This window comes from Hydrogenovibrio sp. SC-1 (genome assembly GCF_002848135.1).
Lineage (GTDB): Bacteria > Pseudomonadota > Gammaproteobacteria > Thiomicrospirales > Thiomicrospiraceae > Hydrogenovibrio.
This window is the reverse complement of the sequence record NZ_PKGB01000009.1, coordinates 1-24,911: the sequence shown is the minus strand read 5'-3', so window position 1 is coordinate 24,911 and position 24,911 is coordinate 1. Positions and strand designations below refer to the sequence as shown.

At 44.3% G+C, this 24,911-nt stretch carries 28 protein-coding genes and 1 pseudogene; 12 read left to right on the top strand and 17 right to left on the bottom strand.

Annotated features, from left to right (window positions below; translation table 11 throughout):
* Positions 1 to 254: 254 nt before the first annotated feature.
* The 3 genes from CYQ88_RS06405 to CYQ88_RS06395 are packed head-to-tail and all read left to right on the top strand — an operon-like array spanning position 255 to position 3,020.
* On the top strand, positions 255 to 1,637 hold the full coding sequence (locus CYQ88_RS06405) for an aspartate ammonia-lyase (protein WP_101840602.1): 1,383 nt from the start codon (positions 255 to 257) through the stop codon (positions 1,635 to 1,637).
* Positions 1,638 to 1,652: 15 nt separating this feature from the next.
* Positions 1,653 to 2,042 (top strand): co-chaperone YbbN, encoded by a 390-nt coding sequence (locus tag CYQ88_RS06400; RefSeq protein WP_101840529.1) that lies wholly within the window; start codon positions 1,653 to 1,655, stop codon positions 2,040 to 2,042.
* Positions 2,043 to 2,090: 48 nt separating this feature from the next.
* Positions 2,091 to 3,020, top strand: coding sequence for an exopolyphosphatase (locus CYQ88_RS06395; protein WP_101840528.1), 930 nt, complete (start codon positions 2,091 to 2,093; stop codon positions 3,018 to 3,020).
* 23 nt (positions 3,021 to 3,043) lie between these two features.
* On the opposite strand, the gene CYQ88_RS06390 is transcribed toward CYQ88_RS06395, so the two are convergent.
* Positions 3,044 to 3,664, bottom strand: a complete 621-nt coding sequence (locus tag CYQ88_RS06390) for a CBS domain-containing protein (protein WP_101840527.1) — start codon at positions 3,662 to 3,664, stop codon at positions 3,044 to 3,046.
* A gap of 208 nt (positions 3,665 to 3,872) precedes the next feature.
* Here CYQ88_RS06390 and CYQ88_RS06385 point away from each other — a divergent pair, with 208 nt between their 5' ends.
* The 4 genes from CYQ88_RS06385 (at position 3,873) to CYQ88_RS06370 (ending at position 6,730) form a co-directional block, all read left to right on the top strand.
* Positions 3,873 to 4,475 (top strand): peroxiredoxin, encoded by a 603-nt coding sequence (locus tag CYQ88_RS06385; RefSeq protein WP_101840526.1) that lies wholly within the window; start codon positions 3,873 to 3,875, stop codon positions 4,473 to 4,475.
* A gap of 80 nt (positions 4,476 to 4,555) precedes the next feature.
* The gene (locus CYQ88_RS06380; RefSeq protein WP_101840525.1) at positions 4,556 to 5,422 is read left to right on the top strand and encodes a polyprenyl synthetase family protein; all 867 of its coding nucleotides are present in this window, start codon (positions 4,556 to 4,558) and stop codon (positions 5,420 to 5,422) included.
* A gap of 99 nt (positions 5,423 to 5,521) precedes the next feature.
* The gene (gene queD, locus CYQ88_RS06375) at positions 5,522 to 5,899 is read left to right on the top strand and encodes a 6-carboxytetrahydropterin synthase QueD (protein WP_101840524.1); all 378 of its coding nucleotides are present in this window, start codon (positions 5,522 to 5,524) and stop codon (positions 5,897 to 5,899) included.
* Between the two features lie 48 nt (positions 5,900 to 5,947).
* Positions 5,948 to 6,730, top strand: coding sequence for an A24 family peptidase (locus tag CYQ88_RS06370; protein WP_233188830.1), 783 nt, complete (start codon positions 5,948 to 5,950; stop codon positions 6,728 to 6,730).
* A gap of 6 nt (positions 6,731 to 6,736) precedes the next feature.
* Here CYQ88_RS06370 and CYQ88_RS06365 read toward each other — a convergent pair whose 3' ends face one another.
* Positions 6,737 to 7,033, bottom strand: coding sequence for a DUF3579 domain-containing protein (locus CYQ88_RS06365; protein WP_101840601.1), 297 nt, complete (start codon positions 7,031 to 7,033; stop codon positions 6,737 to 6,739).
* A gap of 217 nt (positions 7,034 to 7,250) precedes the next feature.
* Here CYQ88_RS06365 and aroG point away from each other — a divergent pair, with 217 nt between their 5' ends.
* Entirely contained in the window at positions 7,251 to 8,318 is a 1,068-nt protein-coding gene (aroG, locus tag CYQ88_RS06360; RefSeq protein ID WP_101840522.1) for a 3-deoxy-7-phosphoheptulonate synthase AroG, read from the top strand.
* 65 nt (positions 8,319 to 8,383) lie between these two features.
* Here the strand turns inward: aroG and thiL are convergent, their stop codons facing one another.
* The 8 genes from thiL to glyA form a co-directional block, all read right to left on the bottom strand.
* Positions 8,384 to 9,382, bottom strand: coding sequence for a thiamine-phosphate kinase (thiL, locus tag CYQ88_RS06355; RefSeq protein ID WP_101840521.1), 999 nt, complete (start codon positions 9,380 to 9,382; stop codon positions 8,384 to 8,386).
* 112 nt (positions 9,383 to 9,494) lie between these two features.
* Complete coding sequence (gene nusB / locus CYQ88_RS06350; protein ID WP_101840520.1) at positions 9,495 to 9,983, bottom strand: transcription antitermination factor NusB; 489 nt, start codon at positions 9,981 to 9,983, stop codon at positions 9,495 to 9,497.
* 14 nt (positions 9,984 to 9,997) lie between these two features.
* Positions 9,998 to 10,465 (bottom strand): 6,7-dimethyl-8-ribityllumazine synthase, encoded by a 468-nt coding sequence (gene ribE, locus CYQ88_RS06345; protein WP_369827536.1) that lies wholly within the window; start codon positions 10,463 to 10,465, stop codon positions 9,998 to 10,000.
* Complete coding sequence (gene ribBA, locus CYQ88_RS06340; protein ID WP_101840518.1) at positions 10,462 to 11,592, bottom strand: bifunctional 3,4-dihydroxy-2-butanone-4-phosphate synthase/GTP cyclohydrolase II; 1,131 nt, start codon at positions 11,590 to 11,592, stop codon at positions 10,462 to 10,464. The genes ribE and ribBA overlap by 4 nt, the downstream gene beginning before the upstream one ends.
* A gap of 74 nt (positions 11,593 to 11,666) precedes the next feature.
* Positions 11,667 to 12,320 carry a riboflavin synthase gene (locus CYQ88_RS06335; RefSeq protein WP_101840517.1) on the bottom strand — a complete coding sequence of 218 codons (654 nt, stop codon included), beginning with the start codon at positions 12,318 to 12,320 and terminating at the stop codon, positions 11,667 to 11,669.
* Between the two features lie 17 nt (positions 12,321 to 12,337).
* Complete coding sequence (ribD, locus tag CYQ88_RS06330) at positions 12,338 to 13,483, bottom strand: bifunctional diaminohydroxyphosphoribosylaminopyrimidine deaminase/5-amino-6-(5-phosphoribosylamino)uracil reductase RibD (RefSeq protein WP_101840516.1); 1,146 nt, start codon at positions 13,481 to 13,483, stop codon at positions 12,338 to 12,340.
* A gap of 26 nt (positions 13,484 to 13,509) precedes the next feature.
* Positions 13,510 to 13,974: a transcriptional regulator NrdR gene (gene nrdR / locus CYQ88_RS06325; protein WP_101840515.1), complete on the bottom strand. Its 465-nt coding sequence runs from the start codon at positions 13,972 to 13,974 to the stop codon at positions 13,510 to 13,512.
* 39 nt (positions 13,975 to 14,013) lie between these two features.
* Positions 14,014 to 15,285, bottom strand: a complete 1,272-nt coding sequence (gene glyA / locus CYQ88_RS06320) for a serine hydroxymethyltransferase (RefSeq protein ID WP_101840514.1) — start codon at positions 15,283 to 15,285, stop codon at positions 14,014 to 14,016.
* Between the two features lie 307 nt (positions 15,286 to 15,592).
* Between glyA and ettA the strand changes: the two genes are divergently transcribed.
* Together ettA and CYQ88_RS06310 are read left to right on the top strand one after the other, a co-directional pair.
* Entirely contained in the window at positions 15,593 to 17,263 is a 1,671-nt protein-coding gene (gene ettA, locus CYQ88_RS06315) for an energy-dependent translational throttle protein EttA (protein ID WP_101840600.1), read from the top strand.
* Between the two features lie 38 nt (positions 17,264 to 17,301).
* Positions 17,302 to 18,219, top strand: a complete 918-nt coding sequence (locus tag CYQ88_RS06310) for a sensor domain-containing diguanylate cyclase (RefSeq protein WP_101840513.1) — start codon at positions 17,302 to 17,304, stop codon at positions 18,217 to 18,219.
* 21 nt (positions 18,220 to 18,240) lie between these two features.
* Here CYQ88_RS06310 and CYQ88_RS06305 read toward each other — a convergent pair whose 3' ends face one another.
* A complete protein-coding gene (locus CYQ88_RS06305) occupies positions 18,241 to 18,489 on the bottom strand; it encodes a hypothetical protein (RefSeq protein WP_101840512.1) in 249 nt (82 codons plus the stop codon).
* A gap of 100 nt (positions 18,490 to 18,589) precedes the next feature.
* On the opposite strand from CYQ88_RS06305, the pseudogene CYQ88_RS06300 reads away from it, so the two are divergent.
* Positions 18,590 to 20,032: pseudogene (locus CYQ88_RS06300) on the top strand (YdiU family protein).
* Here CYQ88_RS06300 and fur read toward each other — a convergent pair.
* Entirely contained in the window at positions 20,029 to 20,451 is a 423-nt protein-coding gene (gene fur / locus CYQ88_RS06295; protein WP_101840511.1) for a ferric iron uptake transcriptional regulator, read from the bottom strand. The pseudogene CYQ88_RS06300 and the gene fur overlap by 4 nt on opposite strands.
* 88 nt (positions 20,452 to 20,539) lie before the next feature.
* Between fur and CYQ88_RS06290 the strand changes: the two genes are divergently transcribed.
* On the top strand, positions 20,540 to 20,881 hold the full coding sequence (locus tag CYQ88_RS06290; RefSeq protein WP_233188829.1) for an outer membrane protein assembly factor BamE: 342 nt from the start codon (positions 20,540 to 20,542) through the stop codon (positions 20,879 to 20,881).
* Between the two features lie 71 nt (positions 20,882 to 20,952).
* Here CYQ88_RS06290 and CYQ88_RS06285 read toward each other — a convergent pair whose 3' ends face one another.
* The 5 genes from CYQ88_RS06285 to CYQ88_RS11505 all read right to left on the bottom strand — a co-directional run.
* The gene (locus CYQ88_RS06285; protein ID WP_101840599.1) at positions 20,953 to 21,552 is read right to left on the bottom strand and encodes a bifunctional 2-polyprenyl-6-hydroxyphenol methylase/3-demethylubiquinol 3-O-methyltransferase UbiG; all 600 of its coding nucleotides are present in this window, start codon (positions 21,550 to 21,552) and stop codon (positions 20,953 to 20,955) included.
* 4 nt (positions 21,553 to 21,556) lie between these two features.
* Positions 21,557 to 22,639 carry an alkene reductase gene (locus tag CYQ88_RS06280; RefSeq protein ID WP_101840509.1) on the bottom strand — a complete coding sequence of 361 codons (1,083 nt, stop codon included), beginning with the start codon at positions 22,637 to 22,639 and terminating at the stop codon, positions 21,557 to 21,559.
* Positions 22,640 to 22,777: 138 nt separating this feature from the next.
* Complete coding sequence (gene nfsB, locus CYQ88_RS06275; RefSeq protein ID WP_101840508.1) at positions 22,778 to 23,431, bottom strand: oxygen-insensitive NAD(P)H nitroreductase; 654 nt, start codon at positions 23,429 to 23,431, stop codon at positions 22,778 to 22,780.
* A 57-nt stretch (positions 23,432 to 23,488) separates the two neighbouring features.
* The gene (locus CYQ88_RS06270) at positions 23,489 to 24,178 is read right to left on the bottom strand and encodes a dUTP diphosphatase (RefSeq protein ID WP_101840507.1); all 690 of its coding nucleotides are present in this window, start codon (positions 24,176 to 24,178) and stop codon (positions 23,489 to 23,491) included.
* A gap of 88 nt (positions 24,179 to 24,266) precedes the next feature.
* Positions 24,267 to 24,911, bottom strand: a 645-nt coding sequence (locus CYQ88_RS11505; protein ID WP_199170173.1) for a hypothetical protein, incomplete at its 5' end; no start/stop codon positions are given.

Genomic DNA, 24,911 nt, shown 5'->3' with positions numbered 1-24,911 from the left:
GGCTCCATATGCGTAAAATACACGCCCGAGCCAATACAACCTGCCCGTTTAACTCAGTACTGAATCATATCACCAAAGGATTCCATCGATTGAGCCCGCTAAAGCTCTCATTTTTGTGAATGAATGAGATAGAATAACAACAATTTTTAGCATTATCTACTAGAACCCTAACGGTAAGCTAGTGGTCGTGAGAGCCGCCCATCTAATGGGAATAGAACACTCTGCTAACAACTTTTATTTTGAGATTAATGGATATGACACAACACACCCGCATTGAAAAAGACAGCATGGGAAGCTTGGAAGTCCCTATAAATGCCCTCTATGGCGCACAAACCCAAAGAGCTATCGATAATTTCCCCATCAGTAACACGCCGTTGCCACCCTTGTTTATTAAGGCGTTGGGGCTAATCAAATTTGCCTGTTCAGAAAGCAACTTAGAATTAGGGTTGTTGTCACCCCAAAAGGCCGCTGCCATTCAAGCCGCTGCACAAGAATTAATTGAGGGTAACCATTTAGAGCAATTCCCAATTGATGTTTTTCAAACTGGATCGGGCACCAGCACCAATATGAATGCCAATGAAGTGATTGCCCGTCTAGCCCACCAAAAAACCGATGTTGAGATACACCCCAATGATGATGTAAATATGAGCCAAAGTTCTAATGATGTCATCCCAACAGCCATTCATTTAGCTGCTGCTATTGCATTAGAGGAACAATTACTACCCGCTTTACGTCATTTGGTCAACACTCTATCCCGCAAAGAAGACGAAGTAAAAGGGATTGTTAAAACGGGTCGTACTCACCTAATGGATGCCACCCCGATTCGACTGGATCAGGAAATTTCAGCTTGGCGTCAATTGATTGAAGACAATATCGAACGGTTGCAAGAGACCCAAAAGCGAATCCAACGGCTCCCTCAAGGTGGAACAGCGGTTGGAACCGGCATTAATGCGGATCCTCAATTCAGCAATCTAGTCTGTGCCAATTTGAGCACCATCACTGCCATCGAATTTGAACCCATGCCGAATTTATTTGTTGGACTCAGTTCTCAGGATAGCGCCGTTGAACTCAGTGGCCAATTGAATGTATTAGCCACCAGTTTAATGAAAATCGCCAATGACTTGCGTTGGATGAATTCAGGCCCGTTAGCCGGCCTAGCCGAAATTCAACTCCCCGCATTACAACCGGGCAGTTCGATTATGCCTGGGAAGGTTAACCCCGTCATCCCAGAAGCGGTTTGTATGGTTGCTGCACAAATTATGGGTAACCATACCGCTATTACCATTGGCGGACAATCAGGTAATTTTCAATTAAATGTTATGTTACCCATGATTGCGCTTAACTTACTACAAAGCCTTGAAATTGCCAGCAATGCATCAGAAGTATTGGCGCAAAAAGCCATTCAAGACTTTAAAGTCAATCAAGCTAAAATTGAAGAAACCCTGGCAACCAATCCAATCCTAGTGACCGCTCTCAATCGCATTGTCGGTTATGAAATGGGAGCGGCCATTGCCAAAAAAGCCTATGAAACTGGACAACCGGTATTAGAAGTCGCACTGGCCATGACAGATCTGGATGAAACAACCTTAAAGAAACACCTCAACCCGGCTTTATTAACAGAAGGCGGCAATCCCTAGTTTGAAGGATACTAAATGGCGGTCATCGACTTAACAATCGAAACGTTTGACAGTAAGATAACGGAAAACGAAATGGTTATTATCGATTTTTGGGCACCTTGGTGCGGTCCCTGCAAAACATTAATGCCCCTTATCGATGCCGCTGCTCGTAAGCACCCAGAGATCGTATTTACCAAGATCAATATTGAAGAACAACCTGAAGTGGCAGAAATGCTTCAGGTCCGCTCAATTCCGACTTTGGTTTTTATTCGAGAACAAATGATTATTTTCGCCAAGGTGGGTACGATAACGGCCCCAGAACTAGAGCAATATATTGATAAACTCAAAGGACTCGATATGCATAAAGTCCATCAAGACTTTGCGCAGGCCCAAATAGAATCTGAGCAAAGGTCGACCAAACCATAAAACAAAGCACTTTTAACGCCATTTTTTAGTCATAACAGAGGAATTAACATGTCAGCAGAAAAATTTAGATTGGTCACCCGCAGTGATTTTGACGGTTTAGTGTGTGCAGTACTCCTTAAAGAACTAGACCTAATCGATGACATCTTGTTTGTTCACCCCAAAGACATGCAAGATCAAAAAGTTGAGATTACCTCAAACGATATCACCACCAATTTACCCTATGTTCCAGAATGTCACTTAGCATTCGACCACCACCATAGTGAAAGCTTGCGCAATGAAGCGGCAGATAATTATGTCATTGATCCGAGCGCACCCTCAGCGGCTAGGGTCGTCTATGATTACTATGGGGGGGCTAAGGCCTTTCCAAAAGTCGACAGCGATTTAATGGCCGCGGTTGATAAAGGCGATGCTGCCGACTTCAACCAAGATGAAGTGCTCAATCCAGAAGGCTGGCCACTGCTCAACTTTTTAATGGATGCTCGCACTGGGCTGGGCCGTTTTAGAGAGTTTCGCATTTCCAACTACAATTTGATGATGGAACTCATTGATTATTGTCGTGATCATACGATTGATCAAATTTTAAACTTGCCAGATGTCAAAGAACGTGTCGATCTCTACTTTGAACATGAACAAGCGGCCAAAGAACAGTTAAAACGTTGTGCACAAGTGCATCAAAACTTAGTGGTGTTGGACCTTCGAAATGAAGACATCATTCACCCCACCAATCGTTTTATGATTTATGCCTTGTTTCCAGAATGTAATATTTCCATTCATACTTTATGGGGATTCCAAAAACAAAATACGGTTTTTGCAATAGGAAAATCCATCTTAAATCGCACGTCAAACACCAATGTCGGCACTTTATGTTTAAAATATGGCGGCGGCGGTCACCAAGCGGCGGGAACTTGCCAAATTGACAATGACAAAGCGAATACGGTGCTACAAGAATTGATTTCAACCATCACGACTGATGGCTAAGCTTCGATAACACTACCACCACTTCAAGCATAGACTTCAAGTGGTGGAGCCTGTCCCAATCGACGAACGATATCAGACTGGGTCACAATCCCAACCACCTCATCAACCTCTGACATAATTGGCATACAGCTTAAATGATATTCGCTCATCACATAAGCCACTCGCCGAATATCGGTATCAACCTTAGTCGTGACGACCTCTTTTTTCATCCAATCCGCAACCGTGATTTGGTCTGTCGCAACGCCCGCCCCTCTTTCAAAAAGGATCGTTAGCAAATCAAAGGTGGTCAAAATCCCTACTAACACACCGAGATCATCCATTACAGGTAGGTGATGAATTTTTGCGTTTTCAAATAATGCCCAAGCTTCATCAATCGACTGGGTTAGCTCTATGGTAATTACCGGCGCAACCATAATCTCAGCTATTTTCACGACTGGCGTTCTGGGAGGGTGTTGAACCGCATCATATTGCTTTAAAGCTGACCGTGAGTGGCCCTGCCGTTGTTGAACTGCGCGCAAAGGCATTTGGTCCATTTCAGACTCACCTAAAGCCAAGGTTTCCTTGGTACGGTCAACCTTTAGCTCAGGAAAGCTCTGAGCCGCCGTCACCCGATTACGCCCCTCTGGAGAATACACTATAAACACTTTTCCACCTCCTTAACTCAAAAAACCTTAACGTTTTATCAAGCGCTTTGCGAGAGTTATATCGATTATATCGGCATTTTTTACGATCTCTAAAAATCTTTCACTAAAGTGTCTGTACATCGACTTCATATTTTCGTTAAAATAATGGCTTTCATGATCTACTTTTATCAATTTTATTGATTTCAATTAATTTTAAAAGGATAGCACTATGTCGGTATTAGTTACCCAAAATGCACCAGATTTTACAGCAGCGGCTGTTCTTGCTGATGGCACCATTGTTGACAACTTTAACTTAAAAAGCCATATCCAGGGGAAATACAGCGTTGTCTTCTTCTACCCATTAGACTTCACCTTTGTTTGTCCGTCAGAAATCCTAGCCTTTGACCACCGTGTTGACCGTTTCAAGGAAATGGGTGTGGAAGTGATTGGGGTTTCCGTTGATTCTCAATTCACTCATAATGCATGGCGCAACACCCCAGTAAACGAAGGTGGTTTAGGGCCTGTCAACTTTCCATTGGTTGCCGATATTGGCGGTTCAATTATGGATGCCTATGGTATTGCTCACCCTGACAATGTGGCTTTACGTGCGGCTTTCTTAATTGATCAAAACGGTGTTGTTCGCCATCAAGTTGTTAATGACCTACCGCTAGGCCGTAACGTTGACGAAATGATTCGTATGGTAGAAGCCCTACAGTTCCACGAAGAAAATGGTGAAGTTTGTCCTGCCGGCTGGAATAAAGGCGATGAAGGCATGAAAGACACTCCTGAAGGAGTTGCTGACTACCTTTCAAAACATGGTAACGAACTGTAACAAAATCGTACCAACGCTTTAATCGACGGGGAAACTTCATTTCCCCGTCTTTTTTCCAGCCTATCGCATTAGGGTTGCCCTTGAAATCACAGCTATCCCGATACCAACACCGTATCCATCAAAAACTTTCTGAATATTTAACTGCTTATCCCAACGTTCCAGCCAAGTTACTTGAAGCCATGCGTTACGCAACACTAAACAATGGCAAACGATTAAGACCCGCTTTGCTCTATGGCGTGGGAGAAGCATTACAAATTCCACTAGATAAACTGGATGCAGCAGCCTGTGCTCTAGAACTTATTCATAGCTATTCACTGGTACATGATGACTTGCCAGCGATGGACGATGATGATTTACGGCGGGGACAACCGACGTGTCATATTCAATATGATGAAGCCACGGCAATTTTAGTCGGTGATGCACAACAAACCCTCGCTTATCAAATTCTCTTACAAGACCCGCTCATTTTAGAGCAGCATAAAGTCACACTAATGCAACTGCTCACTCAAGCCAGCGGCATGTCGGGCATGATTGCGGGGCAAATGCTCGACATTCATGCGAAAGACCAGTCAAATACCTTGGCTACATTGGAGACGATGCACCGACTCAAAACGGGTGCACTCATTCAATGTGCCCTATTAATGGGTGCTGTTCAATCTCCAAAGTATGTCGAAAAACAACCAGGCCTGGCCGTTTTAGGTGAAAAAATTGGCCTAGCTTTTCAAGTACACGATGATATTTTAGACATTGAACAGCCAACCGAAGTGCTGGGCAAACCGCAAGGCAGTGATGAGGCTGCCAATGGTTTAACCTATCCAAAACAGCTGGGGCTAGAAGATGCCAAAGCATATCGAGATCAATTAATTAAGGAAGCTCTGGATGCTTTAAATGTAGACAGTTCTTTTTTACGCGACCTAATTCAATACTTAACAACCCGTCGTTATTAATTCAATCTTGTCTATGCGATAAAATCCATTCTGTTTATCCCCTTTCTCTCGAACGAATTTGATACAATATCGCTTTATTTCGTTTAGACAGTATTCATCATGGCACAACAATTTATCCTTAAAACTTTGCTTGATTTTGCATCGGCTCATAGCTTAAGAGGCTATCCAGGCGATTGTGCCAAATTACATGGCCACAACTGGAAAATCGAAATCGAAGTGATTGGTCATAAACTCAATGAAATTGGTATGTTGATTGACTTTAAAGAAATTAAACGTCATGCCAAAGCCGTCATTGATGAATTGGATCACAGCTTCTTGAACGACCACCCTCACTTCAAAGAGCTCAATCCAACAGCAGAACACATTGCCCAGTATATTTATCGCGAGATACAAAATCGTATCGGTTCCAACCAACTGAAAATGCATAGGTTAACCGTTTGGGAAAATGATCGAAACTGTGTTATCTATAGCGAATAACGACCTCTATTCGCTGCAATGCGAGGCTAAATGATCAGTTTTTCGACTATGGAGTGGTTAGTTATCAGCGGTCTGCTTGGACTGCTCATCGGCAGTTTTATCTCCATGCTCTCTTGGCGACTGCCCAACATGTTTTTTCAACAATGGTCTCCACAGCAACAACTCAAATCCCTGTCGTTTAGTCGCTCTGAATGCCCTAGCTGCCAAAAACCCTTAAAAGCCTATCAACTTATTCCAGTCTTCAGTTGGTTATTCAGTCGCGGTAAGTGCCAACAATGTGGTGCCCCAATTTCCATTCGTTACCCATTAATTGAAATAACCAGTACCCTTGTCACCGTCATTATTGCTTGGCAATTTGGTCAAAGCTTAAACGCCATTGCTTTTTGGGGCTTTGCTTGGCTATTATTGACCATCACCATCATTGATATTGAGCATCAATTGATCTTAGACAACCTCAGCTTGCCATTGTTGTGGATGGGGTTAGTCTTTAGCCTCAGTTCTGACATCACCACACCCAATCAAGCGATTCTCGGAGCGGCAATCGGCTATTTATTGCTATGGGTTCTATTTCAGAGCTTTAAAGTATTGACGGGCAAAGAAGGCATGGGGTATGGGGATTTCAAACTATTGGCCGCTTTGGGTGCTTGGTTTGGCGCAACGGCTTTACCACAGATTATTCTGGTGGCATCGGTCAGCAGTTTAATCGTTGGCGTGGGATTGAGTCTATTGAAATTGAGAAACCTAAACGACCCCATGCCGTTCGGGCCTTATTTAGCATTAGGAGGTGGGGTTAGTTTATTGTTTGGCACAGAGATTATTCAGCAACTATAAAGAGGCTTAGCTTCCCAGCTGTTGCTCAATGGCTTCACAAACTTTACTCATCTTGAGATGATTGCTTTCGGCAAAATTCATCACATACGCAAATAAAACGGGATTGGCTTCTTCCAAGGCCGTATCAATAATCAATGTTTTTTGCCCTTGATACAGCTCGGGGTACAACAAATCTGAATAAACCAACCGCTGAAAAGTGCCATAAGAGGCGTCAAGAGACGCAATTCGATCAATCCAATCGCTTGGTCGGAATTTTCTTCCATCTTCTGTATAACTTTCAATAATGTATCTGCAATGTTCCACTGAATAATCTTCCAAATAAGGTTCTATTCGATTGAATATTTATCTAGCGGCAAATTCTAGCATAACTCGCCTTATAAACCACCTTTACAATGGTTATATTTTAAGTTTTTATAATCGAGGCTATTTGTCAGGCAATTTTACCGCCTAGATAACTGAAAAAATGGCATAATATCGCTTTTTAATCTGCCAGCCCCAAACAACAGTATAGAGATGTAACATGACGACCTATCAAACGGATGACTTAAGAATTAAAAGCATTACCGAAGTGCGCGCGCCTCAAGCACTTCACGAACAATTCCCAATGTCTGAACAGGCCACTGAAACCGTTTATAACACTCGTCAACAGATCCACAATATTCTTAACGGGGAAGATGACCGGATTTTAGTGGTCATCGGCCCTTGCTCTATCCATGATCCCGATGCTGCCAAAGAATATGCGCAACGTTTAAAACAACAAATTGCACAGCATCAACAAGATCTACTGATTGTGATGCGAGTTTATTTTGAAAAGCCTCGTACCACTGTTGGCTGGAAAGGATTGATTAACGACCCGAATCTCAATGAATCTTTTGAGATTAACAAAGGGTTAGAAGTCGCCCGTGAACTGTTAGTCAATATCAACGACATGGGGGTACCCTGTGCCACCGAATTCTTGGATTTAATTTCCCCTCAGTACATTGCCGATTTGATCTCCTGGGGTGCCATTGGTGCCCGCACAACCGAAAGCCAAGGGCACCGTGAACTGGCTTCAGGCCTGTCCTGCCCCGTTGGTTTTAAAAACGGTACAGACGGTGGATTTAAAATAGCCGTAGATGCTATTCGCGCGGCCAACAATCCTCATATTTTTATGTCACTGACAAAAATGGGACATTCGGCTATCTTCTCAACCAGCGGCAACCCTGACTGTCACGTTATCTTACGTGGTGGCAACGATGGCCCTAACTATGATGAAGACAGTGTTCAAGATGCGGTATCACAGCTTGAAAAAGCCCAAGTTCAGTCAAGACTAATGATTGATTGCAGTCATGCCAATAGTAATAAACAACACCAGAAGCAGATTGAAGTATCAGCATCGGTTAAGGCGCAATTGGCAAAAGGGTCTGATCACATTATGGGGGTTATGGTTGAAAGTCACTTAGTCGGTGGTAGACAAGACCCTCAACCCAATCAACCATTGGTTTATGGTCAAAGCATCACCGATGCCTGCATCAATTGGGAAGACAGCATTGATGTTCTACAAACCCTAGCAGAAGGTGTGCAAGCACGCCGCGAAAAAAAGACTTAATCGCTGCGCGCTTAGGTTATCAAATCGACAGAGGCGATTCTCTGTCGAGAAATTAAAATCAGTCGCTAAAAATGCTCGAAGCCCAAACCCTTGTCAAGCGTAACTAGCTGCCCCCCCTTCTCGAGTAACAAACGTCCTTGATCCTTACTAATTTGACCAATTCGGGTTAAAGGCAAGGCCAACTCATCTGAAATCTGTACAACCAAATCAACCTTACTGCGCGGAACGGTAAAGCACAGTTCATAGTCATCACCGCAGCGGAACGGAAAGGCCCAATCTTTTATTTCTGCTAAGTATTGCTGCATCCCTTCTGAAATCGGAATATCAGTGGTTTCCACCACTGCCCCGACGGCAGAAACTTGCAGAATATGATTTAAATCCGCCAATAAGCCATCTGAAATATCAATGGCACTGGTGGCAACGCCCTGGAGTGCCCGACCCAAATCCAGTCTCGGCTGAGGACGGTTGAGTTTGATAACCGCTGAATTTTCAGCCAAGACGTTGCTGGAGTGCGTTGAGGATTGCAGCATTTTCAACCCCAGCCCCCCATCACCGATAGTCCCAGAAACATAGATATCATCTCCGGGTTGTGCCCCCCCTCGGGTAATCGCTTGACCTGTTTCAACCCAACCCTGCGCAGTAATGGTAATCGAAAGTTGATCCGCATGGGTGGTATCACCCCCAACCAAAGCAATATCGTATTGCGAAGCAAGGTCAGATAACCCCCGGCTAAAGGATTTTAACCAGGCCTGGCTATTTTGTGAGCCCAATAGTGACCTTGGCAAGGTCAATGCCAAAGAAAAAAAGGCCGGTACAGCTCCCATTGCCGCCAAGTCACTAAGATTGACTGCCAAGGCTTTCCAAGCGATATCGTAAGCTTCTGTTTCTCGAAGAAAATGCACCCCTTCAATCAACGTATCCGTCACCACCACCAACTGGGAACCCGGCTGACAAGACAGCACCGCGCCATCATCGCCAATGCCGATATCTAGAGGGGACTGCATCTGTTTTGACTTAGACAGCGGTTTAAAAAACTGATCAATCACATCAAATTCATGTGCCATGATTTTCCATCCTTTCTTGAATTGAGCCAACGATCTAACACAAGACACAACTCACAAAAAAGCCAGAGTAAACTCTGGCTCAAATAAATCAAACATTGCGATTGATTCGCGACTATGACTGAGGTTGGCCTTTTTCAAGCACTCTCAGATCCTGAGAAACCTTATCCAAAATGCCATTCACATATTTGTGACTGTCTTCCGCACCAAACCGTTTTGCTAATTCCACGGCTTCATTAATGACTACTCGATACGGAATTTCAATTTTATGCTGCAACTCCTGAACCGCCATGCGCAAAATGTTCTTTTCAATCGGATCAATCATGGTCACAGCCCGATCTAAGTACGGCTGATACAGGGCATCTAGGCTGTCAGCTTGCTGAATAACATCATTGACAATTTCTTGAAATAAAGCCGCATCAATTGCATCCAATCGTCCAGACTCTGAGAACTGTTTAATAAGGTCCAATACGTCAGAACGATTGACCTGCCATTGGTAAAGCGCCTGCAAAGCAACGCGTCGTGTCCGCGTTCTAATACTGACCGACACTTCTTCTTCGACAACTTCTTCACCTTCGCCAGGCTTAATATCTGGTAATTTCATTGAGCTTAATAGCCTTATAGTTGTTTTAAAACATTAACCGTTTCAATTGCGGCTAGAGTACATTCTTCACCCTTGTTTCCAGCTTTAGTGCCTGCTCGTTCAATGGCTTGTTCAATCGAATCCACGGTCAAAACACCAAAAGAAACTGGGACGCCTGAGCTTAATGCTACTTGGCCAATACCTTTAACACATTCTCCAGCAACATAATCAAAATGCGGCGTTCCGCCACGGATAACTGCCCCTAAAGCAACAACAGTGTCATATTTCCCAGAGGCTGCCATTTTTTGAACCACTACTGGAATTTCAAAAGCACCTGGCACCATTACTTGGTCGATATTGTCCATACTACCGCCATGACGCACGATAGTATCGATCGCGCCTTTCACCAAGCTATCAACAATAAAGCTGTTGAAACGTCCAACAACCAATCCAATTTTCATGCCTTCTGCCGTTAGGTGACCTTCAATAATGTTCATGTTTATGCCTCTTCTTTACTTATTTGTTTATCAACATTTTCAACAATTTCTAATCCAAAACCACTCAGCGCATTCATTGGCCAAGCGGAACCAATAACTTTGAGCTTGGTTAAACCTAGATCGGATAAAATCTGTGCGCCCAAACCATAGGTTTTAGTATCATCTTCACTATGGCTTTCTGGAGAATGAATACCCCTATCCTTAAGCTGGTACTGTTGAATTTTATCCAGTAATTCTGCACCTTCTTCGTGCTTACGCAAGATAACAATCACACCAGATTCGGCTTGCGCTATTTGCTTCATCGCCGCGCGGAGCGACCAACCGCATTCGCTCCGTTTCGAATCAAACAAATCACACAAGGTATCGAGCATATGCACCCGCACCAAAGTCGGTTTTTCAGGATCCAGTTTGCCATGCACTAATGCCATGTGCGCACGATGCTCTAGAATATCTTCATACCCCATCAAGCGGAACTGTCCGTATTCAGTCGGCAATTGACACTCAGAAACCCGCTCAATGGTCTTTTCATTTTTCAAACGATACTGAATTAAATCAGCCACCGTACCCAGTTTTAGGTCGTGTTCCTTGGCAAAAATTTCCAAGTCATCACGCCTTGCCATGGTGCCATCTTCATTCATAATCTCAACAATGACAGATGCAGGCTCCAACCCCGCTAAACGAGAAAGGTCGCAACCGGATTCGGTATGCCCTGCGCGTTCAAGCACTCCACCAGGCTTTGCCATAATCGGAAACACATGGCCCGGTGTCACAATATCAGACGGTTTGGCATCCGACCCAATCGCGGCCAAAATTGTCATCGCTCTATCTGCCGCCGAAATCCCGGTGGTGACGCCCTCTGCGGCTTCAATAGAAACGGTAAAGCTGGTTCCCAAAGAATCTTCATTATGCCGAGTCATCAATGGCAGGTGCAATTGCTGACAACGCTCCTTGGTCAAGGTCAAACAAATTAAACCACGACCATAACGCGCCATAAAGTTAATATGCTCTGGTGTAATCGCACTAGCAGGTATCATCAAATCCCCTTCGTTCTCACGATCTTCATCATCCATTAAGATAATCATCTTACCTCGACGATAATCTTCAATCAGCTCTTCGGTCGTATTTAGTTCCATAATGTATTCTCGTTTTCAATTCTATGTTAAGTGCATTTTACGACAGCTGTCGCCTGGATACTTTAATTCATTCGCTAGCCAAAACCATGCTCTGCCAGTTTTTCACGAGTAAGCGTCTCTTTTTCCGACTCATCCGACTCTTGAGTCAACATCCGCTCAATATACCGCGCTAATAAATCCACTTCTAAATTCACCTGAGTACCCACTTCAAAAGTTCGAATCGTGGTTTCTTGACGAGTGTGCGGCACAATATTGACGTCAAACAGCTCCCAATCGACATGATTGACCGTCAAGCTGATTCCATTAATGCAAATCGACCCTTTCGCAGCAATATAGCGGCTTAACGCTTTAGGTGCACGAATTTGATAACGCCAAGAGCGCGCATCTTGCTCAATTGCCACCACTTCACCGACCCCATCGACATGACCACTCACCAAGTGCCCCCCTAAACGATCTTGTAACCGTAAGGCTTTTTCCAAATTCACGGGGGCACCTAATTGCAAATTTCCAAGCGTGGTGACTTTTAAGGTTTCTGCCGAAACATCGGCCACATAAGCATCCGATTCCAACGCAATCGCCGTTAAGCAAACGCCATTACAGGCAATACTGTCACCAATTTTGACATCCTCAAGCGACATTTTTCCTACCTGAATGGTCATGCGATAATCGCCCTTAACCGGTTCGATTTTTTTGAGTTTACCTTCCGACTCGATAATTCCTGTAAACATAGCTTCCTCGTTGCGGTTTATTTTTTGGGCGTCAACTGTAGATAAATATCCGCGCCTAACATCTCGACCGACTGTAAATCCCATTGAATTTTATCAGCCATTTTGTCCAGCCCGGGTAAAAAACACAAAGGCCTTGCTGCATCACCCAAGAGAACTGGCGCGCTAAACAAATGAAACTCATCCACCAACTTTGCTTGAATCAACGCACCAGCAAGTCTTGCGCCGGCTTCCACCATTAACCGTTGTACCTGATAAGTTTGCCACAAAAGGGTTAAAACTGCCTTTAAATCTAACTGACCTGTTTGCTGCTCAACAACGCCATGTACGGCTACCCCCTTTTGCTGCAACTGTTCCAGTTTTTGTGGCTGTGATGTCAAAGTCGATTCGGCCGCCATGACCACCACTTGACCCGGTAAATCAATTAATTTTGCCGTCAGAGGAAGCTTTAAACGGGGATCCAAAACGACTCGAATCGGCTGAAAGGCTGCATCCCTGTGTAATTGTTGCACATCCATACTGGTCTGATCCAAGCGAACCGTCAAACTGGGATCATCGTGCAATACCGTACCAATACCCGTTAACATCGCATCCTGCTCTGCTCTAAGCCATTGCACTTTTTGACGAGATGCAGCTCCCGTAATCCACTGACTCTCCCCACTGGCCATCGCCGTGCGCCCATCTAAACTGCTTGCCATCTTCAGTTGCACCAATGGCCGTAGATGGCGCATGGCAAAGTTAAAGCCTTTATTCAGCACTTCAGCTTCAAAAACCAACAACCCAACGTCTACCTGAATGCCCGCATCCCGTAATCGTTGAATTCCCGAGCCAGCTACCTGTGGATTTGGGTCCTGCATGGCCACCACCACTCTTGCCACCGAAGCGTCAATCAGTGCATCAGCACAAGGCGGCGTCCGACCAAAATGACTGCAAGGCTCCAACGTGACATAAATGGTCGCACCCTTGACGGGTTCGGAAGCAGACGCCAAAGCGACTCTTTCCGCATGAGGTTCACCGGCTTTTTGATGCCAACCTTCGGCAATCACACGATCTTGCTGAGTGATCACACAACCAACAGCTGGATTGGGTCTTGCTGAAAATTGTCCCTGCTTAGCCAGGCTTAATGCCCGACGCATCATTTTTTCATCCCATTCCGAAAAGCCCATAGGCCTCCTTAAGCGAGTGTCCTGCTTTAATGCGATTTAGTCGCGGTAACCAGCTTTTCAATTTCTTCCCGAAAGGCGTTTACATCTTGAAATGACCGATAAACCGATGCAAAACGGACATATGCCACTTGATCAAGTTCTCGCAAGGCTTCCATCAGTAACTCGCCAATTCGTGAAGAGGGGACTTCTCGAACCCCTTCTGAGGTCAGTTGCTTTTCAATGCGGTTCACCACCTGCTCGATGGCATCACTTTCTACTGGGCGCTTTTCTAAAGCTTTAACCAAACCCCGTCGGATTTTGGATTCATCAAACCTTTCGCGATTGCCATCCGATTTAATGACTCTTGGCAAGCTTAACTCCACCGCTTCGTAGGTGGTAAAGCGCTCACCGCAACTCATACACTCCCGACGTCGGCGGACCTGCATGCCTTCCGTTGACAAGCGAGAGTCAATCACACGGGTATCCGGTGTACTACAAAAAGGACAATGCATTGAACTGCCTTAAGTTATTGATGAAACCTTAGCTTTAGCTTAACCGTACACTGGACGCTGGGCGCACAAGGTTTTCACTTTTTCACTGACTTCCGACACGACCGTTTCATCCCAAGACTCAGATGACTGATCACAACTGTCGATCACATCGCACATCCAGTTCGCTAACTCAATCGAATCCGCTTCAGTAAAACCACGTGTTGTTGAGGCTGCTGTACCGACACGGATACCACTGGTAACAAAAGGTGACATAGGGTCATTTGGTACCGAGTTTTTATTAATAGTAATGTGCGCTGCACCCAAAGCCGCATCCACTAATTTACCGGTTAGCCCTTGCTCAATAAAGCTCACCAAGAACAGATGATTTTTGGTGCCTTTGGAAACGACATCAAACCCGCGCTCCATAAACACTTTAGCCATCGCCTGCGCATTAACAACCACTTGTTTAGCATAGTCTTTAAAGGCTGGTTCCATCGCTTCTTTAAATGCAACGGCTTTCGCTGCAATAACGTGCATCAACGGACCACCCTGAGCGCCAGGGAAAATAGCCGAATTCAGTTTCTTTTCAATTTCAGGATTGGATTTCGCTAGAATCAAGCCGCTTCTTGGACCTCTTAGCGTTTTATGAGTGGTAGTAGTCACCACATCAGCAATTGGAACTGGATTAGGATAAATTCCTGCGGCAACCAGACCGGCCACATGCGCCATATCGACCATTAAATAAGCACCAACCGCGTCGGCAATTTCACGAAATCTTTGCCAGTCTACGACTTGAGAGTAGGCCGAAAAGCCAGCGATAATCATCTTAGGCTTATGTTCTTCAGCCAATCTGGCCACTTCTTCATAATCAATTTCACCGGTTTCGGCATTTAACCCATACTGTACCGCATGATATATTTTTCCAGAAAAACTGACATGCGAGCCGTGGGTTAAATGACCACCATGTGCTAAGCTCATGCCTAATACCGTATCGCCAGGTTGTAATAACGCCATATAAACAGGTGCATTGGCTTGAGAACCTGAATGCGGTTGTACATTGGCATAATCCGCTCCAAATAACGCTTTAGCGCGGTCAATGGCAAGCTGTTCAACCACATCAACATGTTCACAGCCACCGTAATAACGCTTGCCTGGATACCCTTCCGCATATTTATTCGTCAATACCGATCCCTGGGCTTCCATCACTCTAGGACTGGTGTAATTTTCGGAAGCAATCAATTCAATATGGTCTTCCTGACGTTGTGCCTCTGCATTCATGGCTTCTGCCAAAACGTCATCATAGCCAGCGATGGTCATATTCTTGTCAAACATGCTTTTAAGTCTCCAAACAAAAAAATTATGAAAAGCGAATTTTACCAATTATCAGCAACTTTCACCACTGTAAAGCCAGTTATATCGTCTAATTAATTACTAGCTAATCCAGGACTGGTCAAAATGAACGCCAGACAAACCGCCTAGCTTATCAAGCAAAGCTGAATTTAAACTGATTCTCTAAGGATAAAACTTTATTAAACGACACTTTTTCGGTAAAGTTATGTTTTTTACTGAACGACGTTTGTGTCGTCATAGCATTCTACAAACAAACCAAGCAAACAATTATTCGATTAGAGGTGAGCGCGTGGCACAATTTGTTTACACCATGAACCGTGTTGGAAAAGTGGTTCCCCCCAATAAATACATTTTAAAAGATATTTCATTGTCCTTTTTTCCTGGCGCTAAGATCGGCGTCCTCGGGTTGAATGGTGCAGGGAAATCGACCCTTTTAAAAATTATGGCGGGTATCGATCAAGACATTATTGGTGAAGCACGTCCACAACCAGGTATCAAAGTAGGATACCTACCGCAAGAACCCCAGCTTGATCCAGAATTGGATGTCAAAGGCAATATCGAGCTGGCGGTTAAAGAAATTAAAGATGCACTAGCGGATTTGGATGCCGTTTATGCTGCCTATGCAGAACCCGACGCTGACTTTGATGCCCTGGCTAAAAAGCAAGCTGAAATCGAAGACCTAATCCAAGCCAAAGATGGCCACAACTTAGAAAGAACTCTTGAAATCGCCGCTGATGCACTAAGACTCCCAGCTTGGGATGCGGATGTCACCAAACTTTCTGGCGGGGAGCGTCGTCGTGTTGCGCTGTGCAAATTACTCCTTGAAAAACCCGATATGCTGTTACTCGATGAGCCAACCAACCACTTGGATGCAGAATCCATCGCTTGGTTAGAGCGTTTCTTACTCGAATTCAGTGGTACCGTTGTGGCAATCACTCATGACCGTTACTTCTTAGACAATGCCGCCCAATGGATTCTTGAGTTAGATCGTGGCCAAGGAATTCCGTATGAAGGCAACTATTCTTCTTGGCTAGAACAAAAAGAAAAACGTCTAGAAATGGAGGCCAAGCAAGAAGACGCTCGCATGAAAACCATTCAACACGAATTAGAATGGGTGCGCTCTAATGCCAAAGGCCGTCATGCCAAATCTAAAGCACGTTTAGCGCGTTTTGAAGAGCTGAGCAGCCAAGAATCTCAAAAACGTAATGAAACCAAAGAAATCTTTATCCCAGTTGCAGAACGCCTCGGCGATAAAGTGGTGGAAGTGTCTCATCTCAATAAGAGCTTTGATGACCGGCTACTCATTGACGATCTAAACTTTAGCCTTCCACCAGGCGGCATTGTGGGCATTATCGGCCCGAATGGTGCGGGTAAATCCACGCTGTTTAAAATGCTGACGGGCCATGAACAACCGGATTCCGGCAACATTGAATTTGGTGAAACAGTACAGCTGTCGTATGTCGATCAATCTCGAGACGCACTTGATGACAATAAAACCGTTTATGAGGAAATTTCTGGCGGCGATGATATTTTTATGGTCGGCAATATTGAAATCAATGCACGAGCTTATTGTGGTCGCTTCAACTTTAAAGGCAATGACCAACAGAAATACATCAGTCAATTATCAGGTGGTGAGCGCAATCGTGTTCACCTAGCCAAAACGCTACGTAGTGGCGGCAACCTACTATTACTTGATGAACCAACCAACGACTTGGATGTCGAAACCTTACGAGCTTTAGAAGAAGCCCTCTTGGATTTTGCCGGCTGCGCAGTGGTTATTTCCCATGACCGCTGGTTCCTAGACCGTATCGCCACCCACATGCTCGCCTTTGAAGGGGATTCGCATGTTGAATGGTTCGAAGGCAATTTTTCTGACTACGAAGAAGACCTTAAACGCCGTAAAGGGGCTGATGCCGCACAGCCTCACCGCATTAAATATAAACCCGTAATGAAACACTAATTTTTGTTCTAACCCTAACTAGCAAAAGGAAAAATCGCATGGCAGCACAATATGACAAAATGCACTCCCATATCGAAGCCATTGCCAATGCAATGCCCGATCCCATTTTTGTCATGGGTCAGGATGGAACCTATTTGGATGTCATTGGTGGACAGGAACGAACGCTTTATGCCGACGGACACGCACTGATCGGAAAAAATTATTTTGATGTATTACCCGAAAAGATGGCAGAACGCTTCTTAAAAGTGGTGAGAAAAGCCATCCAATCACAACATCTTCAAGAAATTGAGTACCAATTAGCGGATACCGAAGTCCAAGGAATAGAGCCATTGTCAACTACCGAAGGACAATGGTACGAAGCCCGAGTGTACACCCTGAATGAAGACGCCTATGATCAACCTGCTGCAATTTGGCTAGCGATTAACATTACCAGTCGTAAGCACATGGAAGAGCAAATTGAAAAGCTCTCCGCGCATGACCCTTTAACCGACCTCTATAATCGCGACTATTTTATGGGTATTGTTGATGAAGAGGTTAATAAGGCAAGACTGAATAAAAGACCGCTTTCATTAGCTAAAATCAATTTAGATTGCTTTAAACGAATTACCGATGCTTACGGCCATGAAATGGGTGACAAGGCCATCCTGACTGCGGCTAATGCCATTAGCAAAGTGGTCAAAGACTTAGGCTATATTGGTCGAATGAGTTGTGATCAATTTATGCTGGTGTTACCTGAAATTAAGGCAGTTGATGCATTTCGAATTACAAAATTGGCGCAAGAAACCATTGCCGCCCAAACCATTCACCTAGAAGCGGGCGAAACCACTTGCTTAACCAGTCATGCAGGCGTAACAGAAATTCGCGCTGAAACTGAAGACAGTCAAACCCTTCTCAAACGCGCTAATAAAGCCATCAAATCACTTGACGGCACCCGTGAAAGAACCAAAATCATGTAACCGCAAAAGCGGTTACTGTGTTTAAATTGATTTGAACGCTTTTTGAATGGCACGGTGTTTTTTCCACCCCACCCACAGAGCGTAAAAGATTCCGCCCACAATAACGACGTAGCCTAATACCAGCATCGTCGATGAAAAAGCGTTTTCCCGCAATAATGACGGCAACATCAAAACAACGCCTAAAATTAAAGCCAACGAACTGGTTTTAAACACCATTCTCCAAATCGTTCGGTACAACAAAGATTGGTGTTCTGTTGATCCAATATCCATGATTGTTTTTCCTTTATGAGCTGATCACGCGCAAAACAAAGATGCATTTTAAACAAAAACCTAGTAAATTGGTAGGATATTTTTTAACGGACGCGGCTTTATGTCAAAAAAACACCTGATACAAGATTACACCCAGCTTCCAGCGGATTTTTACAGCAACCAACAGCCAGAGCCTCAAACCAATGCACAACTGGTTATTCAAAATGAGGCACTGCTTTCTCAACTGAATTGCACACTGAATGCCACCGAACTCTTAGATTTAACCTCGGGCCAGCTCCAGCAGGTCGACTGCCAACCGCTTGCTCAAAAATATGTGGGACATCAATTTGGCTACTATAATCCCGACTTAGGTGATGGCCGAGGACTATTATTAGGGCAATGGATTGATCAAAAGAACCAGGCCTGGGACTTTCACCTAAAAGGTGCGGGGCGCACCCCCTACTCCAGACAAGGAGACGGGCGCGCGGTATTGCGTTCATGCATACGCGAATTTTTAGCTTCCGAAGCCCTCTATGGATTAGGAATTCCGACAACACGCGCCCTATCCATCGCTACCAGCCCAGAAAGCGTTAAACGAGAAACGCGAGAACCGCGTGCCAGCTTAATTCGGGTGACCCCCAGTCATATTCGTTTTGGTCACTTTCAATGGGCTGTAAATCAAGGGAAGAATCATTTTCAAGCGCTGGTTACATTCGTAATTCAAAAACACTTTCCACAATGGTAAACGCACCCATTTCAGCAGCAGGCCTGGTTAATTTTTGACCAGGCCTGCCAAAATACCGCCAAGCTGTTAGCGCAATGGAAAGCTTTTGGTTTTAATCATGGTGTCATGAATACCGACAATATGTCGATACTGGGAGAAACATTTGATTTTGGCCCTTATGCATTTTTGGATGATTATCAAGCCGATTTCATCTGCAACCACTCTGACTATGAAGGCCGATACGGTTATAACCAGCAAGCCAATATTGGACTATGGAATTGCAAAATATTAGCCTCGGCCTTTGCCAATTGGGTAGATAACAGCCAATTAGAACAGTCATTACAAGCGTTTGTTGACCAGTATCATCAACACTATCAACAACAGATGCTCCATAGATTGGGGCTGGACAGCACCCAACCAGCAGATATGACATTGATTATCGAATTATTGGAAAGACTCAATCGCTATGCGATCGACTATTCATTATTTTTTAGACGGTTGGCGCTTTGGCAAACGGATTCAGAATCAACTTTTTTAGAATTGTTACCGGAACCCGACGCTTTCTCTGACTGGCTAACTAACTTAGAAAAACGGATAAAACAAGAACAAATCACAGATTCGGTTTGGCGTGAACGAATGGAACAGCGTAATCCCAGCGTGATGTTAAGAAACTATATTGCACAAGACATTATTAACGCCGCGGAACAAGGCGACACTCAACCATTACATACTTGGCTTAAGGCGCTGCAATCCCCCTTTGATGCGCATTCTGCACTGAGTGAGTACCAACAACCTCCACTAGCAAATCAAAAAGGGTTTCAACTCAGTTGCTCAAGCTAGTCGACAAGACCCTCTTTGTCCTGAAAAGTTCCGTAAATCACCAACGAATGGGCTGACAGGTCATACCCTTTCTCCTTGGCGATTTCGATTATGCGTTGTTCAATCACTGGATCCACAAATTCTTTGACTCGACCGGTCTTAATGCAAACTAAATGATCGTGATTATCGCCCGTGTCCAATTCAAAAACGGAAATGTTATTTTCAAAGTTTAAACGGCGTACAATTCCGGCTTGCTCAAACTGGGTTAATACCCGATAAACGGTGGCTAAGCCAACATCTTCACCTTGTTCAATCAAAATTTTATAAACATCTTCCGCTGTTAAATGGTGGTCGTCACCCTTTTGCTCTAAAATTTCTAATATTTTTAAACGAGGCAAGGTAACCTTTAAACCCACTTTCTTTAACTCTGCACTACTCATCGAATTTAAGATTCCTTATTTAAATTTTTTGAGTCTGTATAATAAACGAAAAATTGATTTAAAATATAAAGATTCTATGACAAACCCTATGAAAACAGCCTTCTTAACTCTATCGATCTTTTTAGTTTCAACCCTATCAGCTTGCACCTTTTTCAAACCCTATAAACCCACACTAACGCAAGGCACAGTGGTCAAGCCTGACGTACTTCAAGCGCTGCAACCCGGGTTAATGGCTGACCAAGTAGTTGAACTACTTGGGCCTCCGCTTGGACAAGACCCCTTCAATAAAAATCACTGGGAATATGTGTTCTATACCACCGATCCAGAATTTCAGCCAAATGCGATTAAACACCTGGTTCTTAACTTTGATGACGAACAATATTTGATAGACTGGAAACAAGTTAAGTCCACCGTCAACATTAAGCGCTAGTCGTTTTCAACTTGTCCGCTTAAGCCTAGAACGGCTAAAATTCAACCAGGCCTGGTTGAATTTTGCTGTTTTCAAGGATTTCGGGCAAGCACTTGCACCACACCACTCAGACCAGAGTGATATTGTCCTTCTTCAACCTGACGCTCAATTTCATGAGCAATTTCGAAATTGAGTCCAGTTAATTCTTGTTGTAAAAGTTCCAATGACATTAACAATTCTGCCTGATGGGGCGGTGGTCCACCAATGCCAGGTAAATTCAAGTGTTGCGGTGAATAGGCTTCTAGAATAAACTCGCCTGATGGCTTGAGTGCCGCCTGTACTTGATGGTGAACTTTTTCCCTGATTGCTGGCGGCAAATGGGCAGCAATACTGACAATGGCATCCCATTGATGCTGACCTAAATCAAATTCTGCTAAATCCGCCACCACTGTATGAATGGTCACTCCTTTTTCAGTAGCTAATTGTTCAGCTCTTTGCAACCCAACTTTAGACTGATCAACCGCAGTCACCTCGTGCCCTTGTTGAGCGAGATAAACCGCATTACGCCCTTGCCCTTCCGCCAGGCACAGTATTTTGCTCTTTGCCGGAATGGCATCTAAACATGCCACCAAAAAATCATTTGGTTTCTGGCCATAAGCAAATTCTGGCTCACTATAACGTTGATCCCACATACGGTTATTCATCCCCCATAAACGGATAATCGGTATAGCCTTTTGCACCACCACTATAAAAAGTATCAGGGTCAGGCCGGTTCAATTCTGCACCTGCTGCCAAACGTTCAGGTAAATCTGGGTTGGCCAAGTAGCTAACACCGAATGCGACCGTTGCTAAAGCACCTTTTGCAATTTCTGCTTCCGCTTCTGCAGCGTCATAGCCCATATTCCCCATCAAATTACCTTGATAAACCTGTTGTGCCACCCCAAGCACATCCGCTTTTTGGACGCCAAAGAAATCCCCTCGCATCACATGCAAATATGCCAAATTGTAATCATTCAATCTCTGACATAACCACTGGGTTAGCGCGACCGGATCGCTATCAACCATACTGTTATAACTGTTCAACGGAGAAAGCCGCAAGCCGACACGATCTGATCCCCATACCTCACAAACGGCGTCCAATACTTCTAGTAGCAAACGCGCGCGATTTTCGATAGAACCACCATATTGATCGGTGCGATGATTGCTGCCATCACGTAAAAACTGATCTAATAAATAACCGTTCGCGCCATGGACTTCAACACCATCAAACCCCGCTAATTGAGCATTGATTGCAGCCTGCTTAAAGCCTTTAATAATCTCTGGAATTTCCTCTAAACCGAGCGCCCGTGGCACGGTGTAGGGTAACTTACCTTCTGGGGTATGCACTTCATCTTCAATCGCCAATGCACTGGCTGAAACCGGTACCTTGCCATTGTTTAAAGCGGGGTGACAGGCTCGTCCACCATGCCAGATCTGTAACACGATGCGTCCACCCTTAGCATGAACGGCATCGGTTACCGCTTTCCAACCCGCAATTTGCGCTTCGGAATAAATGCCCGGCTCCTTCCAAAAAGCACTACATCCAGCCATTGCCATAGTTGCTTCTGCGATTAATAAGCCACCACTAGCACGTTGAGCATAGTGTTCCGCCATTAACTCCGTAGGAATATGGTCAACTTCTGTCCGAGCACGCGTTAACGGCGCCATGACAATACGGTTTGGAAGCGCTAAAGCACCTAATTGAATTGGGGTAAATAAATGGGGGTATGAATTTTTCATAATTTCGCTCTATTGATATGGGTTGAAGAGATAACAAACAAGTGAAGCCATCTTAACAATGCAACGCCTACCCGTACAGCCGCCATTTTGGAAAAGCCTATTGCCGTTTGCGCAATGATAGCCCTTGATTAAAGTTCACTATAAAAGGGTAAAAAGCTCTTGTTCATCAAAACGAGACTTTGGCAATTGTGCATTAAAATCGTCCTCGGCATGAAAGCCGAGTGCCACCACTGCCACAGCGGCTAACCCTTGTTCAGATAAGTCAAACTCCTGATTCAGAACTTCCAAATCAACGCCCTCGATCGGTACCGCATCAACACCAATCAATCCAGCGCCCAGCAACAAATTACCGATATTCAGATACACTTGCTTTTGCGTCCAACAAGCGACATCATCCCATTCTTTTCGGTGTAAATCTGTATAAAAACCGCGGATTTTCAACGCCATCGCTTTGGCTTCTGATTGAGGGAAACGACCATCCTGGTCCTCCTGATCCGTTACCTTTTGCAAATAGGCATCCGAAATATCGGTCTTAGCGCAAAATAAAACCACATGTGAAGCATCCAGGATTTTAGGCTGGTTAGATGCGTAAGCACCTTCCGCACCTTTTGCAATGCGTGCTTTACCGGCTTCAGAATCGGCAATCACAAAATGCCAAGGTTGAGAGTTAATGGACGACGGACTTAATCTCAACAGCGATTTAACCTGTTTAAATTGTTCATCCGTTAAACGTTGATTTGCATCAAACTTTTTGGTGGCATAACGACGCTTTAAAATAGTCTCTAAATTCATACAATACATCTCATTTAAATTGAAAAACGGCCAGGACTGGCCATTTAGAACATTCGTTTAAGAAACCGTTTTGTAGGTTTCAACCAGCCGAATATACAACTGCTCTGCAGAAAATTCCGTGAGGGTGTCAATAATTTCAAACATCACCATATTATCTTCTTTGCCATTCCAGACCTTAAGATAGGTACCCTCTTTATAGCCGTGATCCTGCCGAAATTTATTTAACACATTCTTTGCCATATAAATCTGATACAGCTGTTCAAAGCCCAGGTCAACAACCTGACAGCTATGGAAAAATGCCTCCGCCAAAGTCGCTAGATATTCTTCGGTCACATCCTCATTTTGCAAGGCGATCGCCATCATCATCTCATGAATGCGAACTTGACCCTGAATCGATAAATGATCCAAGTCATACTCATCCGTATCGGTGCTATCAGCTAAGGCTTTATTGAGCAATTCAACTGCCTTATCCAGTTCGAAATACTCTAATGCTAAGCTCAATAGAAAGTGCCAAATATCCACCAACTCAACACGAGCATTTTCGATATCAACTTGCGCATCCACGCTTTTCCAGTGTTTCCACGGGTAGCTATCAACCAACTCCGCCGCTTCCATAACAATGCAACGACGCCAGTCAATCTCTTTGCCTAAATGGGTCATCCCTGATCGCCAATCTGCGCCATTGGTCATTTCATTTAAACCATTTTGCAGGGTCAGCATTTCTTGGATGGCAGCCTTGTGTTGCATTTGAACCTCTTAAAGTCATTATCTATAAAATTGTAATTTCGGAAAATATTAGCATAAAAATCGTTCAAAACCACCAGGTCTGACAGCTTTAGACGTCACTATTGTATTTGCGGTCGTTCTCTTTCAGCAAATACGTCTCAAAACCAAATACTTTGCCCGCCCAAATAAACATGAGCCACACCATCAAACCAAATGCTAAATAGCCAAAATAGCCTTCTAATGGCATTTCAGAGAAAAGGTGTATGACGTTAACATAGGGCACGTCATACACCCAATAGTTTGGATTAGCAATCGGGTCTGTTGGGTGTGCGCTACCAAAATTCCACATTTCCCAGAAGAAGCCATTGAATAAAGACGACAAGGCAATCAATATCATCGGGCTCCAATTGCCTTTTGCCAGCTCACTCAACGGAGAAGGAATCTTCATAACAACCAACACCCCAGCGAAAACCATCATTGTGCCAATCCAAAGCGCCCAAAAGAATGGATAAGGATAAAAGACCATAATGACCATCAGCGCCAAGCCAATGGCCAATAACGGGTATCCTGGTAATATGATTTTAGGGCCCGCCGAATATTTAACAGCCAGTTTTGGGAAAGTATGCAATAAGGTGTACCACTCAAATACTGCCGGCCAAACAGTGGTATAGGCAACCAAAAACAAAATCACCACTTCTACCTGAGACAATGCCGGAATCAATACGGAATTTGGGTAATACCAGTTACCCAATGC